Source organism: Phyllobacterium sp. 22552, assembly GCF_052044585.1.
Classification (GTDB): Bacteria; Pseudomonadota; Alphaproteobacteria; order Rhizobiales; family Rhizobiaceae; genus Phyllobacterium; species Phyllobacterium ifriqiyense.
The window spans coordinates 604,145-618,763 of sequence record NZ_JBQENG010000003.1; the positions used below are offsets into that span (position 1 = coordinate 604,145).

Annotated in this window: 13 protein-coding genes; all 13 read left to right on the forward strand. The window is 55.4% G+C overall.

Features of this window, described 5'->3' with window-relative positions; genetic code table 11:
* The first annotated feature begins 70 nt into the window (after nt 1–70).
* The 13 genes from ACTJI9_RS10075 to ACTJI9_RS10135 all read left to right on the forward strand — a co-directional run bounded on the left by ACTJI9_RS10075 (nt 71) and on the right by ACTJI9_RS10135 (nt 14,559).
* Nucleotides 71–1,513 (forward strand): extracellular solute-binding protein, encoded by a 1,443-nt coding sequence (locus ACTJI9_RS10075; RefSeq protein ID WP_115055144.1) that lies wholly within the window; start codon nt 71–73, stop codon nt 1,511–1,513.
* A gap of 146 nt (nt 1,514–1,659) precedes the next feature.
* Nucleotides 1,660–2,529 carry a carbohydrate ABC transporter permease gene (locus tag ACTJI9_RS10080; RefSeq protein WP_115055143.1) on the forward strand — a complete coding sequence of 290 codons (870 nt, stop codon included), beginning with the start codon at nt 1,660–1,662 and terminating at the stop codon, nt 2,527–2,529.
* 10 nt (nt 2,530–2,539) lie between these two features.
* Entirely contained in the window at nt 2,540–3,397 is an 858-nt protein-coding gene (locus ACTJI9_RS10085) for a carbohydrate ABC transporter permease (protein ID WP_307283147.1), read from the forward strand.
* Nucleotides 3,398–3,401: 4 nt separating this feature from the next.
* Nucleotides 3,402–4,514 (forward strand): ABC transporter ATP-binding protein, encoded by a 1,113-nt coding sequence (locus ACTJI9_RS10090; protein WP_115055141.1) that lies wholly within the window; start codon nt 3,402–3,404, stop codon nt 4,512–4,514.
* Nucleotides 4,511–5,635 (forward strand): ATP-binding cassette domain-containing protein, encoded by a 1,125-nt coding sequence (locus ACTJI9_RS10095; protein WP_115055140.1) that lies wholly within the window; start codon nt 4,511–4,513, stop codon nt 5,633–5,635. Before ACTJI9_RS10090 ends, ACTJI9_RS10095 begins: the two co-directional genes overlap by 4 nt.
* Nucleotides 5,635–7,185, forward strand: coding sequence for an FGGY-family carbohydrate kinase (locus ACTJI9_RS10100; RefSeq protein ID WP_440807673.1), 1,551 nt, complete (start codon nt 5,635–5,637; stop codon nt 7,183–7,185). Before ACTJI9_RS10095 ends, ACTJI9_RS10100 begins: the two co-directional genes overlap by 1 nt.
* Nucleotides 7,186–7,202: 17 nt before the next feature.
* Nucleotides 7,203–8,243: a 2-hydroxyacid dehydrogenase gene (locus ACTJI9_RS10105; RefSeq protein ID WP_115055138.1), complete on the forward strand. Its 1,041-nt coding sequence runs from the start codon at nt 7,203–7,205 to the stop codon at nt 8,241–8,243.
* Nucleotides 8,244–8,253: 10 nt separating this feature from the next.
* Nucleotides 8,254–8,928 carry a class II aldolase/adducin family protein gene (locus tag ACTJI9_RS10110; RefSeq protein ID WP_440807729.1) on the forward strand — a complete coding sequence of 225 codons (675 nt, stop codon included), beginning with the start codon at nt 8,254–8,256 and terminating at the stop codon, nt 8,926–8,928.
* Nucleotides 8,925–10,439, forward strand: coding sequence for a glycerol-3-phosphate dehydrogenase (locus ACTJI9_RS10115; protein WP_440807676.1), 1,515 nt, complete (start codon nt 8,925–8,927; stop codon nt 10,437–10,439). Before ACTJI9_RS10110 ends, ACTJI9_RS10115 begins: the two co-directional genes overlap by 4 nt.
* Nucleotides 10,436–11,485 (forward strand): class II aldolase/adducin family protein, encoded by a 1,050-nt coding sequence (locus ACTJI9_RS10120; protein WP_440807679.1) that lies wholly within the window; start codon nt 10,436–10,438, stop codon nt 11,483–11,485. Before ACTJI9_RS10115 ends, ACTJI9_RS10120 begins: the two co-directional genes overlap by 4 nt.
* Complete coding sequence (locus tag ACTJI9_RS10125; protein ID WP_440807681.1) at nt 11,482–12,762, forward strand: FGGY-family carbohydrate kinase; 1,281 nt, start codon at nt 11,482–11,484, stop codon at nt 12,760–12,762. The genes ACTJI9_RS10120 and ACTJI9_RS10125 overlap by 4 nt, the downstream gene beginning before the upstream one ends.
* The gene (locus ACTJI9_RS10130) at nt 12,759–13,607 is read left to right on the forward strand and encodes a TIGR01459 family HAD-type hydrolase (RefSeq protein ID WP_440807683.1); all 849 of its coding nucleotides are present in this window, start codon (nt 12,759–12,761) and stop codon (nt 13,605–13,607) included. Before ACTJI9_RS10125 ends, ACTJI9_RS10130 begins: the two co-directional genes overlap by 4 nt.
* A gap of 7 nt (nt 13,608–13,614) precedes the next feature.
* Complete coding sequence (locus ACTJI9_RS10135) at nt 13,615–14,559, forward strand: sugar phosphate isomerase/epimerase family protein (protein WP_440807685.1); 945 nt, start codon at nt 13,615–13,617, stop codon at nt 14,557–14,559.
* The last annotated feature ends 60 nt before the right edge of the window (nt 14,560–14,619 follow it).

Sequence of the window (14,619 nt, forward strand, 5' to 3'; positions counted from 1 at the left end):
ATCGCATCCAGGAGGAAATACCGGTGGGGTATCCGGTCCATAATACCCGATAAAAAGGAGGAGAAGACCAATGCATGACAAGGAAAAAGACCTTATCAGCGCTTTCCTGCGCGGATCGGTTGACCGTCGCGGCCTGTTAAAGGGGCTGGGCACAATGGGCATTACTGCGGCTAGCGCCGGCACATTGATGAATATGATGTCGACCAATGCGCAGGCAGCCGATTTTGACTGGAAGAAGCATTCCGGCAAGTCTCTGAAGCTGCTTTTGAACAAGCATCCCTATGCGGATGCGATGATCGCAAATCTTCAGAATTTCAAGGATCTGACGGGTATCGACGTCAAATATGATGTATTTCCGGAAGACGTCTATTTCGACAAGGTAACGGCAGCTCTGTCATCGGGTTCGACCGAATATGATGCGTTCATGACCGGTGCCTATATGACGTGGACCTATGGTCCTGCGGGCTGGATCACCGATCTGAAGGAATGGATCAACGATCCGGAGAAAACCAATCCGAACTATGCATGGAACGACTTCCTGCCCGGCGTGAAAAACTCCTGCGCATGGAACGGGATTCCAGGCGGCGCACTTGGTTCGGAAGACGCCAAACAATGGTGTATTCCATGGGCGTTCGAACAGAACAACATCACCTATAACCGCGATATGTTTAAGAAAGCCGGAGTCGAGGTTCCGGGCAATATTGATGAGATGATCGCAACTTCTGCCAAGCTTCAAAAGGATATTGGCGGCATTTACGGCATTGGTGTGCGCGGTTCACGCTCATGGGCAACGATTCATCCGGGCTTCCTGTCCGGCTATGCCAACTTCAACCAGAAGGACCTGAACGTTTCTGCTGATGGCAAGCTTTCAGCAGCCATGAACACGGCCGAGTCAAAAGCGTACCACACCAAGTGGGTGCAGATGATTCAGGAAAGCGGTCCGAAGGATTGGTCCACCTATACCTGGTATCAGGTAGGTACGGATCTTGGAGCCGGGGCTTCTGCCATGATTTTCGATGCTGATTGCCTCGGATACTTCATGAATGGCGGCGATAACAAGATGGCCGGGAAGCTTTCTTATGCGGCGTTCACGGCTAATCCGGAAGCCAAGGCATCGACACCGAATATCTGGATCTGGTCGCTTGCCATGTCCAATTTCTCCAAGGACAAGGACGCAACCTGGTACTTCCTGCAATGGGCTTCAGGTCCAGAGCATGCATTGTTCGGCGCAACCAAGATGGACTTTGTTGATCCGGTTCGCCAATCGATCTGGAAGGATGAAATGTTCCGCGAGAAGCTGAACAGCAAATATCCGGGCTATGTCGAAATGTTCGACGCATCGGCCGCTGGCGCAAGCATCAAGTTCACGCCGCAACCGCTCTTCTTCGACGTTACCACCGAATGGGCCTCGACGCTCCAGAAGATGGTCGCCAAGGAAGTGCCGATTGATGAGGGTCTGGACCAGCTTGCCCAGAGCATTGATCGTCAGCTCAAGGAAGCAGGCCTCGGCTGATCTTCATCCCGCCAATACCCGGCACCAAAAGTGCCGGGTATTCCGGTGCGCGACAAGCGTAATTGCCCTAAATAATAAGGAGCTTTAAATTGGCTTCACCATCCATTCCCAGAAAGCCGGCTTCAAGGTTCAGGATCAGCAGGAAGATGCTGCCCTATGTCCTGAGCCTACCTGCATTGCTCGTCTGCATCGGCATTCTGATTCCGTTCGTCACCGCCGTCATTTATTCATTTCAGCGCTACCGGTTGAGCCAGCCATGGAGCCGCCAGTTCAACTGGGGCGAGAACTATTATAACTTTCTGTTCAATGATCCGGGCTTCTGGAACACGCTGAAAATATCGCTGCTCTATGCCGGTATCACTGTAACGTTGGAGCTTCTGCTCGGACTTGGTATTGCCTTGCTTTTGCAAAAGCGCTCCCGCGTCAATAATTTCATTTCGATCATGCTTCTCCTGCCACTGATGATTGCGCCGGCGCTTGCGGCGCTGATGTGGAAGCTGATGACCAATCCGGGTTTCGGCATTCTCAGCTATCTGGCAAGTTGGGTCGGGCTGCATAATTTCCGTTGGGCCTCATCGCCCGATACGGCTCTTCTCACTGTCGTTCTGGTCGATATTTGGGTCTATACGCCCTTTATCATGATCCTGCTTTTGGCCGGTCTGCGCTCGCTGCCGACCCAACCCTTCGAAGCTGCCGCGCTTGATGGTGTGCCGCGCACCTTTGTGTTCTTTCGCATCACATTGCCGATGTTGACGCCCTATATCCTGACAGCAACGTTGTTCCGCCTGCTCGACTCTATTCAGCAGTTCGACATCATCTATGCGATGACGCAGGGCGGCCCCGGCAACGCGCTGACGGTGTTCCAGGTCGAAGCCTATCTGAACTTCTTCCAGTCGACGAATGTTGGACGGTCAGCGGCTCTGATGGTCATCCTTTGGGCGATCACCTACCTGCTCTCCAATATCTTCATCAAGAACTGGCTGCGGCTGCGCGAACGCGCTCGCGGCGAGGCGTGAGGAGTACATTATGGAAACCACATCCACACTCGAAAAATCCCTGCGCTTCCTTGCGCTGTCGCTGGTCGTTATCTTCTTCATGTTCCCGATCCTCTGGATATTCCTTATGTCGTTCCAGACGAACGAGACCATTTTGCAGATACCGCCATCCATTGTGTTCACGCCAACACTGTCCAATTATGCAGCGCTCATTACAGGCAAGCTGACGACCTCCGCTGGTACACTTGATATTGCCTTCATGCGCAATCTCGGCAATTCGGTCTTTCTCTCGGTCACCTCGGTTGCACTGTCTCTGGTGCTTGGCGTCCCTGCGGCCTATGCCTTTGCCCGCCACAAGTTCCGTGGCTCGGAAGATATTGCTTTCACGCTGCTGTCTTTCCGCTTCGCGCCGCCGCTTCTGGTATTGCTGCCGCTAACGCAGTATTTCCAATGGCTTGGTCTGTCGGATACTTATTTCGGTCTCATCTGGGTTTATCAGTTGATCTGCCTGCCATTGATCCTGTGGATTGTGCGCGGTTATTTTGAAGATATCTCGGCTGATGTTGAATATGCCTATCGCATAGCGGGACACTCCTGGTTTGCCACGTTCCGCAAGATCGCCTTGCCTCTGGCTGGTCCCGGCATTGCGGCAGCAGGCCTGCTCGCCTTTATTTTCGCCTGGAATAATTTCGTCTTCGCGCTGGTCCTGGCATCTGCCGATAAACAGCCGGTCACAGTTGGCGCTCTCGCCTTTGTTACCTCCTCCGGCATCCAGTACGGCCAGATCGCCGCGGCAATTGTGCTTTCAGTCACTCCGACGCTCGCGCTCGCTCTTTATGCACAGCGCTACCTCGTCGAGGGGCTCTCGCTTGGCGCGGTGAAGGGATAATCCTATGACCACTTTACAACTCAAGAATATCGTCAAGCGCTACAAGACCAATACGGTTCTCGATGACCTGTCGCTTGACGTAGCAGATGGCGAGACGCTGGTCCTGTTCGGCCCGTCCGGGGCCGGAAAGACCGTCCTCCTGCGTCTCGTCGCCGGTGTGATCGATCCAGATGAGGGAAAAATCCTGATTGGCGGCGAAGACATGACCGATGTCGATGCGGAGCATCGCGGCATTGGCATGGCGTTTCAAAATTTCGCGCTATTCCCCCATATGAGCGCTCACGACAATATCGCCAGTCCTCTGACGGCAACCCGCTCTTCCGCCGAAGCGATCAAGGCTGGCGTCGGCAAAGTGGCGAAACTGCTCAAGATCGACCATGTGCTGTCGCATCATCCCAAGGCGCTTTCCAACGGGCAGAAGCAACGTACTGCACTGGCCCGAGCCTTAGCTGGTTCGCCGCCGCTGCTATTGCTGGATGACCCTTTGCGCAATGTCGATGCGAAGCTCCGCTTTGAGATGCGGCTGGAACTGCCGCGTCTTCTCGCTTCGCAAGGCGCGACAGTTGTCTATGTGACGCAGGACTATAAAGAAGCCATGGCACTTGGTGACCGCATTGCAGTCATGGCCAATGGCAAAATTCGCCAGATCGGAACGCCGGAGGAGATCTATAATGCGCCTGCCGATATCGGGATTGCCAGCCTGTTCGGCGACCCGACGATCAACCTCCTTGATGTCGTGCCGCAAAAGGATGCTGGTGGCATTTATGTTGAGATTTCCAAGGTGCGCGTCCCTCTGCCGGGTATGCCGGATAATGTTGTGGGACAAGCTTGCGTCATTGGCATCCGGCCGGAATCAATTACCTTTGCCAAGGACACGGTGAAGGGTGCCGTTCCCATTGAGGTCGAGGCTGAAACCCCGCTGAATGAAAAGACTGTCACGCTGGTCGTAACAGTCGGCAAGCGCGAGCTTTTGGTTTCCCGTCCTGCGGGAACACCAGGCCCCGTATCGGGGCCCGCTTTTATCCTTATCGACGGCAAAACCACATTTCTTTTCGACAAGGCCAGCGGCGCATTGATCCGCAAGGCAGGCACGACAGAGCAGGGAGTGGCAGCATGAGTGATACTGCTCTGTTGATCAAAAACGTCGACAAATTCTATGGCCCCATTGACCACGGTGTTCATGCGGTCCGCAACATCAGCATGGATGTGAAAAAGGGTGAGATTATCGCTCTCCTTGGCTCATCCGGTTGCGGCAAGACATCGACATTGCGCATGGTTGCCGGTTTTGAAGCCGTATCGCGCGGCACCATTTCGCTGAAAGGCCGCGAGGTTCAAACCTTCGCCCCGGTCCGGCGCAATGTTGCCATGGCCTTTGAAGGCTATTCGCTCTATCCGCCTTTGACAGTGAAGGAGAATATCGCCTTCGCGTTGAAGTCTTCCAAGCTCTCGCAGTCTGTTGTCGAAGAGAAGGTCGCCTATATCGCCAAGCTTCTGGAGATCGAGGATATTCTTGGGCGTTATCCAAGTTCAATCTCCGGTGGTCAGCAGCAGCGCGCCTCCCTTGGTCGTGCCTTGATCCGTGATGCCGATCTGCATTTGCTTGATGAACCAATGGGACAGCTGGAGCCGCAATTGCGGGCGGTGCTGCGTGGCCGCATCAAGCACTATATCAAGGAGCGCGGACTAACCGCCATCCTCGTGACCCACGACCAGACCGAAGCCAATGCGCTTGCAGATCGTATTGCCGTCATGGAAGGCGGTGAGTTGCAGCAGTTCGATACACCGCAAATGATCAAGGAGCGACCGGCCAATCTGTTCACCGGCACCTTTGTCGGTGAGCCGCCCATGAATGTCTTCGAGGCGACGGTCTCGAACAGTGACACCAGGATTACTTTCGGTCTTAATCAAGGTGTGAAGCTGGAATATGCCGCTTCTGACTTTTCGCCAGCCGTGCGCGAAGAGTTGAAAAAACACCAAAAAGTCGTTGTTGGCATTCGGCCCTATGCGGTTCGCCGTAGCGAAGGCGGCGTTCATGCACGTGTTTCGGTCAATCAATGGCTGGGCGACCAGACCCATATTGCGGCAGACTTTGCCGGTGGATCGTTGGTACTGGTCGAGCATGATCGGACGGATGTGGCAATCGGCGATACGATTGCGGTTCGTCTCGATCCGGCCAGCCTGCATGTATTCAACGGCGAAACCGGCGTCGCTATTAGTCACGGTCAGGAGCTTGCGTGATGACACGCGATATCCTCATAGGGATTGATGCGGGAACCTCCGTCATCAAATCCGTGGCCTTCGATCTTGCCGGTCGTCAGATCGCATTTGCCTCTACCCCCAATAGCTATGAGACTATCGGCAGGGCAGGGGTTGTGCAGGATCTGGCACGCACTTGGGCCGATGCAGCCAAGACGCTGCTTGAACTTGCCGGGAAGGTTGAAAATCTGGCCAGTCGCACTGTGGCTGTCTCGGTAACGGGACAGGGCGATGGGACATGGATGATCGACAAGAATGGCGAGGCTGTTGGCAAGGGCTGGTTGTGGCTTGATGCGCGTGCCGGTAATGTAGTTGACAATCTGCGCAAGGAACGCGGCGATCTTGGCCGCTTCACCCATACTGGCAGCGGGCTTGCCGCCTGCCAGCAGGGTTCGCAATTGCGCTGGATGATGAATGAGGCTCCGGAGCTTTATGCCGGTGCGACCACGGCGTTCCATTGCAAGGACTGGCTCTATTTCAAATTAACCGGCAAGCGCGCCACCGATCCGTCGGAGGCCGTGTTCACCTTTGGCGATTTTCGTACCCGCAGCTATTCGGACAGCGTGATTGACTTTCTTGGGCTGGAGAAACTCAAATATCTTCTGCCGGAAATCGTCGATGGCTCTACAACCCATCACAAGCTTGAGGGCGAGGCTGCACGAAGCACGGGCTTGCTGGAAGGCACGCCTGTCGTTCTGGGCTATGTGGACGTGGCGTGCACCGCGCTTGGTGCTGGGCTTTATGAACCGGGAACAGATACGGGATGCTCGATCATCGGGTCGACCGGCATGCATATGCGCCTTGCGACCAGCCCCGACGATGTGCAGCTGAACCGCGATCTGACAGGGTATACAATGTGTATGCCGATCCCTGGAATATATGCGCAGATGCAGTCCAATATGGCGGCAACCCTCAATATCGATTGGGTATTGTCTGTCGCCGGCGACCTTTTCAAAAGTGTCGGGATTGAGAAGTCGAAAACGGAATTGCTCGCTTATGTGGAGACCTGGCTCGCCGATGCGAAAGCCGCTTCGGTCATTTATCACCCCTATATTTCCGATGCGGGTGAGCGGGGTCCCTTTGTTGACGCGACAGCCCGTGCTTCCTTCATAGGTCTTTCTTCGAGCCATCGGTTCGGCGATCTTGTGCGCTCTGTGTTTGATGGTTTGGCGCTGGCCGCTCGTGATTGCTATACGGCGATGGGACCTTTGCCAAAGCGGGTTCGAATAACGGGCGGCGCGGCGCGCAGTGCTTCGCTGCGCAAAATTTTGGGCGGGGCTCTCGGTGCTTCGGTACAGACCAGCGAGCGTGAGGAGGCAGGAGCCGCAGGCGCGGCCATGATCGCAGCCGTATCACTTGGTATTTATGGCTCAATGGCAGATTGCGTCAAAGATTGGGTAACGCCTTTCCAGCGCCAGCCGGAAGCTGCCGATGAAGAACTGTCCCTGATTTATGAAAAGGCTTTCCCGGCCTATCGCCAGTCAAGGCTGGCGCTGCAACCGACATGGCACATGCTAGCCAGCAGCAATTGACGAATAGGAAGACCGCAATGACCAAGAAAATAGCCATTATCGGCGACAGGTTCATGCTCCCGGAAGTGTTCCGGGAAAAGATCGTGGAGCTATGTGGTGACGAGCACGATATTCGCACGCTGCAACAGCCCTGGCCGGATGTTCCAATGGAACATGGCTACGCGGTCAAGGGCATGGACGGGCTGAAGGAATATCTGGGTGATCCTGATGAGGTTGTCGAGTTCATCGGCGATGCCGAGCTTTTCATCACCCAGCTCGCTCCCATGTCTGCGGGTATGCTGGAGCGTCTTCCGGATTTGAAGTTTGTCGCGGTTTCCCGCGGTGGTCCGGTCAATATCGATATGAAGGCGGCCCGCGATGCGGGTGTCCTTGTCGTCAATACGCCAGGTCGCAATGCCAGCGCCGTTGCCGAATTTACTCTTGGCGCAATATTAGCCGAAACACGGCTTATCCGCAGCGGCCATGAATCCCTGCGCAAGGGTGAGTGGCGCGGCGAGTTGTACCGCGCTGACAAGACTGGTCGCGAGCTTTCCGAAATGACAGTCGGCGTTATCGGTTATGGCAATATAGGCACAAAGGTCGTTCGCCTGTTGCGCGCTTTCGGCACGAAAGTTCTGGTGCACGATCCCTATGTCCAGCTATCGGCTGATGACCGCAATGCGGGTGTAGAACATGTTGCATTGGATGATCTGCTCTCCCGTTCTGATGTTGTAACCCTCCACCCGCGTGTGACGGAAGAAACCAAAGGCATCATGAATGCCGAGACCTTTGCCAAGATGAAGCAGGGGGCGATTTTTGTGAATACTGCGCGCGGCCCGCTGGTTGATTATGATGCGCTGTATGAAGCGCTCACCAGTGGCCATCTTGGCAGTGCAATGCTCGAAACATTTGCCGTGGAGCCCGTTCCTGCCGATTGGCCACTGCTGCAACTCCCCAATGTAACGCTCACGCCGCATATTGCAGGCGCCTCCGTGCGCACGGTCACCTATGCGGCTGAAATGGCCGCAGAGGAGGTACGGCGCTATATAGCTGGCCTGCCTCCGGTCAATCCCTGCTGAGGCCGTCATGATGCAAGAATTAAAACTCAGACAATCGATTATCGACCATTGCCGCCAGATGAATGCAGTCGGCATAAATCAAGGCACGTCCGGCAATATCAGTGTGCGCTTTGAAAATCGCATGCTCATTACGCCATCTGCCGTTCCTTATGATGAGATGACGCCGGACATGATCGCCTCCATGCCGCTTGATGGCGAGTATGGCTCTTGGCAAGGCCCAAAGAAACCTTCCACCGAATGGCGCTTTCACCTTGATATTTTGCGCACACGGCCTGAAATCAATGCGGTCGTTCATACCCACGCGACGTTTTCAACGATCCTTGCCATCGCCCATAAATCAATTCCGGCATGCCACTATATGGTTGCGGCATTTGGCGGCGACGATATCAGGCTGTGTGACTATGCCCGCTATGGCACAAAAGAGCTGTCCGATAATGTGCTGAAGGCATTGAAAGATCGCACTGCCTGCCTGATGGCCAATCACGGTATGATTGCAACGGGTAGCAGCCTTGAAAAGGCTATGTGGGCGGCTGTCGAGCTGGAAACAATCGCCAAGCAATATTACCACGCGCTGCTTTTGGGCGGAGCCGTCATTCTGCCTCCAGAAGAGATCGAAGGTGTCCGTCGCGGCTTTGCGAGCTATGGACTTCAGGACAAGCCTTCACCGCAGGGGGCAGAGCATTGAACAAAGGCACGGATATCTACGACCTGTTCATTATCGGCGGCGGTGTCAACGGTGCGGGCATTGCGCGCGACGCAGCAGGCCGTGGTCTGTCAGTCATCCTTTGTGAAAAAGATGATCTCGCCCAAGGCACAAGTTCGCGCTCCGGCAAGCTTGTCCATGGTGGGCTGCGTTACCTCGAATATTACGAATTCCGGCTGGTGCGCGAGGCGCTGATCGAGCGCGAGGTCCTGCTCGAATCCGCTCCGCATATTATCTGGCCAATGCGCTTTGTCTTGCCACATAATCCGGCGGATCGTCCGGCCTGGCTCGTGCGTCTCGGCCTGTTCCTTTACGATCATCTTGGCGGGCGCAAACGCTTGCCGGGAACGCGCACGCTTAATTTGAAGACTGCCCCGGAAGGTGCGCCGTTGAAAGACGAGTATGGCAAGGCATTCGAATATTCCGATTGCTGGGTAGATGATGCGCGGCTGGTGCTTTTGAATGCGCTCGATGCCGTTAGCCGCGGCGCTGAAATCCATACGCGAACCGCATGCAGCTCGATCCGCCGCGAAGAGGGTATCTGGATCGTTGAAATGACCGACACGGCTTCGGGCACCAAAAGAACCGTGAAGGCGCGCTGCGTGGTGAATACCGCCGGTCCATGGGTCAATGACATTATCCGGCGCGTGGCAGGCTTGAACTCCAGCCGCAGTGTCCGGTTGGTCAAGGGCAGCCACATTGTTGTACCGAAATTCTGGGAAGGACGGCAGGCCTATCTGGTCCAGAACCCGGACAAACGGGTTATCTTCATCAATCCCTATGAAAATGATCTGGCGTTGATCGGCACCACCGATATTCCTTATGAAGGGCATCCGGAAGACGTGGCGGCCGACAGCACTGAAATCGACTATCTACTGAAATCCGTAAACCGCTATTTCAAGCAGCAATTGGTGCCAGCCGACATTGTCCATAGCTTTTCCGGTGTGCGTCCGCTCTATGATGACAGTGCGGAAAACCCCAGCGCCGTTACCCGAGACTATATTTTTGAAGTCGATGCAGGCAACAACAAGGCACCGCTTCTTTCGGTGTTCGGCGGCAAGATCACAACATTCCGCAAGCTTTCCGAACATGCGCTTGACCGCCTGAAGCCATTTTTCCCCAATATGCGCCCGGGCTGGACTGCCAAGGCGCAGCTTCCGGGAGGCGACATGGCGAATGCGGATTTCGAACAGTTTCTGGGTGATATGCGAGCCAAATATCCCTGGCTGCCCTTTGATCTCGCCAAGCACTACGCCCGGCTTTACGGCACGCGCATGCATGACCTGCTTGGCTCGGCGCGATCTGTTTCAGATCTGGGCACACGGTTCAGCAAGCTTTTGTATGAGCGGGAAGCGCAGTTCTTGCGCACGACGGAATGGGCGCTTTGGCCAGAGGATGTTCTGGAGCGGCGCACCAAACACGGCTTGCACATGACTGAGGAAGAGCGCGTGGTTTTCACGAATTGGTGGACAAGCCAGCAGGTGGCGGCATGAGAAGCGCGGAGTTTGAAGCCCTGCTCGACCTATCGGCCCGTATTGGTGCCGATCCGGCGCTGGTACAAGCGGCAGGCGGCAACACATCCATCAAAGAAGGTGGCACGCTCTGGATCAAGGCGTCCGGCCTCTGGCTGATGAATGCGCGAAATACCGATATTATGGTGCCTGTCGCGCTGGACCCTTTGCTGGATGCGCTGGGCCGCTATGATCCTTCTGCCGAGAAAGCGCAGGATTATGTGATTGCCGAACGCAATCCCTCCGGCCTGCGCCCATCGATTGAAACCACCGTCCATGCGCTTATGCCGCAAAAGGTGGTGGTGCATGTTCATTGCGTCGAGACTATTGCCTTGGCTGTTCAGGCCGATGGCCCTGCCTTGGTTGCCTCGCGTCTGGACGATATTCCTTATGCCTTCGTGCCCTATGCCCGCCCGGGATTGCCGCTGGCCCGTGCCATAGCCGAACGTCTGGAAGAAGACACATGTGTTCTCATTTTGGGCAATCATGGTCTTGCGGTTGCGGCCGAAACAGTCGATGAAGCGGAGGTCCTGCTTTATCGGGTCTCCCGCCTTTTGTCTGTCACGCCGCGTCAGGCACCGGACGCGGATATTGCCGCACTGCAACGCCTTGCAGTCAATAGTCAGTACAGACTTCCCGAGGATGCATCGATTCACCGCGTGGCTACTGATCTGACCAGCTGCCTTATTGCGGCCGGTGGCAGTCTCTATCCGGACCATGTCATCTTTTTGGGGAAAGGTTCGGTGATCGCCTCGCCAACGGATACCGCTTTGACCATCGAAGAGAAACAGCAAGAGGGCATGGCGCTGCCGCCCGCGATCCTGTTCCCCGGCAGGGGCGTCCTGGTGTTGAAAGAAGCAACATCAGGGGCTCTTGCCATGGCGCGCTGCCTTGCGGACGTTACCTCCCGGATTCCGCAAGGCGCGCGTCTGAATTACCTGACAGATGAGGAAAATGCCGAACTCCTTGGCTGGGATGCGGAGAAATACCGGCAAACACTCAATCGTACAGGTCAGGCATTGCAATGACAGGTGAAGCACTGTTCATCGGCATTGATATAGGCACGTCCGGCGCGCGCGCTGTGGTGATGACTGCCTCGTTTGACGTTGTTGCCAGCGCTTCAGCCCGTCTGGACGCCTTCTCGCCAAATCACCGCGATCCTGCGGCTTGGTGGTCTGCTGTCCAATCGGCGCTGTCACAGGTGCTCGCGTCGGTTGAACGCAAACAGATCCGCGCTATTAGTATAGACGGTACTTCCGGCACAGTATTGCCGGTCGATGCCAGCGGCGAGCCTCTGGCTGAGCCATTAATGTATAATGATCCGGTGTCAGACCGAGCTATTCTCGACGCGATTGCTGCCAATGCGCCTGAATCCAGCGCAGCGCATGGAGCCACTTCCGGCCTTGCCAAGCTTATGCATTTTCAAACCATCCGCAGTGTTTCGCATATTATCCATCAGGCTGACTGGCTTTCAGGGCATTTCACCGGCCTTTACAATGTCTCCGATGAAAACAACGCGTTGAAAACGGGCTATGATCCTATCGAACGGCGGTGGCCGCTCTGGATAGGTAGTACCCGTACCCATATGGAAATGCTGCCGCATGTTCTGCCGGCGGGTTTGCCGATTTCGACCATCTCTGCGCAAGCTGCTGCCGCATTTGACTTGCCTCCCTCGGTGATCATCGTCGCGGGAACGACGGATGGTTGTGCGTCCTTTCTGGCGACAGGAGCCAATCAGCCGGGCGATGGCGTTACCGCGCTTGGCACAACATTGACGGTCAAGGTGCTCTCGGATCGTCCTCTATTTGCGCCCGAGTTCGGGCTCTATAGCCACCGCATTGGCGATATGTGGCTGGCTGGCGGCGCGTCCAATACGGGCGGCAATGTGCTGGCGCATTATTTCGATAATGCGCAGATAGAAAGGCTCTCCGCCACCATCGACCCGGCAACGGACGCTGGCCTTGATTATTATCCGCTGCTGCGTGATGGCGAGCGTTTCCCCATCAATGATCCGGCGATGAAACCGCGTATGGAACCGCGTCCTGACAGTGATGCGCAGTTCCTTAAAGCAATCTTTGAAGGCATCGCAAATATTGAGCACATGGCTTATGGACGCCTGGCGGGACTTGGCGCACCCGAGCTTCGCTCGGTTCGTAGTGTCGGTGGTGGTGCGAAGAATGTTGTCTGGTCCGCCATTCGAGCCCGCAAGCTTGGCGTTCGCATGCCGCCCGTCCTGTCGGAAGAAGCGGCAGCGGGTGCGGCACGGCTTGCGATTCAGGGCGCAAAATCGGCGGGTGTTCTATGACACAGCCAACACAATTATCTGGTCTACGTGATCTGCAAGGGCGTTTTGACGCTTTCCTCATCGACCAGTTTGGTGTGCTTCGCGATGGCCGCGGACCCTATCCCAATGCGGATTCAACGCTTGCCGCCCTGAAGCAGACCGGCGTTCGGATCATCATCCTTTCCAATTCGGGAAAGCGCTCCGCTGAAAATGACCGGCGTCTGGCAAAAATAGGCTTTGACCCTGCAAGTTGGGACTGGTTCCTCACATCTGGTGAGGTGGCGTGGCAGATGCTGGCCGCTGAAGCAACAAAAGCACAGGGTGGGCCCGCCCGCCGCTGCCTGCTTATCAGCCGTGATGGCGATACGTCGCCGCTGGGAGGCCTTGATCTGGAACGCACGGCAACTGGCGAGAACGCGGATATTGTTCTGATCGCTGCCAGTGAAGGGGATATCCATGATCTGGATTATTACCGGAACTTGCTGGAACCGGCAGCAAGACGTGGCGTTTCATGTCTATGCACCAACCCGGATAAGATCATGCTGACAGCTGAAGGCACTGCCTTTGGCGCTGGCCGCATTGCGGAGCTTTATCAGGAACTGGGTGGCACAGTGCGCTGGATAGGCAAACCTTTCGCCGATATTTATGCCGCTGCCATAGACTTTCTCGGTTATCCGAACCCGGAGCGGGTCTGTTGCATCGGTGACAGTATAGAGCATGACATTGCCGGGGCCGCCGGGGCTGGACTGAAATCCGTGCTGGTCAAGACCGGCATATTGGCTGGTTCAAACACGCAACAGTTGCAGAGCCTTTTTGCTGAACATGGCGCATCGCCTGATTACACGATTGACCGCTTTATCTGGTAGGAGACTAATGGCTTTCACCCTCTCGCTCAACACCAATCCTTTGGTGAACCGCTTCGCTGAAGCCGATGATCTGATTGATACAATCGCAGAAAAAATTCGCATCGGTTATGTGCAGCTGACGCACGAATTCATCAATCCATCTTGGCCGCAACCGACAATCTCCAAACATGTAAAGCAGTTCCAGAAAGCGCTCTCGCGCACGGGTGTGAAGGTCACGTCGGGTATGACAGGGCCCTATGGGCGTCTCAATCATTTTGGTCATCCAGATGCGGATGTCCGGCAATATTATGTCGACTGGTTCAAGACATTTGCGAATATCTCTGCTGATCTTGGCGCGGCGTCGCTCGGCACGCAGTTCGCGATCTTTACCCATAAGGATTATGACGACCCGGTACGCCGCGAAGAATTGATGAAAATCGCCATTGATTGCTGGCGGGATGTGGCAGTGCATGCAAAGGCTGCCGGCCTTACCTATCTCTTTTGGGAGCCCATGTCGGTCGGGCGCGAATTTGGCCACACGATCGCGGCTTGCCGTGAGCTTCATGATCGCTTGCAAGCATCAGACTTGCCAATTCCCCTTCTGATCATGGTTGATATCGATCATGGCGATGTCACATCGAGCAATCCTGCCGATATTGATCCCTATGCCTGGGCGGAAGCTTTCCCCAAGGAATCCCCGATCATCCACATCAAGCAATCTTCAATGAACAAGGGTGGTCATTGGCCGTTTATCGCTGCCCATAATAAAGATGGCCGGATCACACCGGAGAAGTTTCTGGAGACAGTTCGACGCGGTGGTGGAAAGGACAATGAAATCTGCCTTGAACTATCGTTTCGCGAGCGCGAACCAACCGACCATATGGTGGTGGATATGATCCGCGAGTCCGTGCAGTTCTGGGAGCCCTATATTGACACGGGGTTCAATGGAGCAAACTCGGGAAAAGTGAAATGAGCGATTTCTGGATTGGCACGAGTTTCAAGATGAACAAGACGCTGGCGGAGGCTTTGGCCT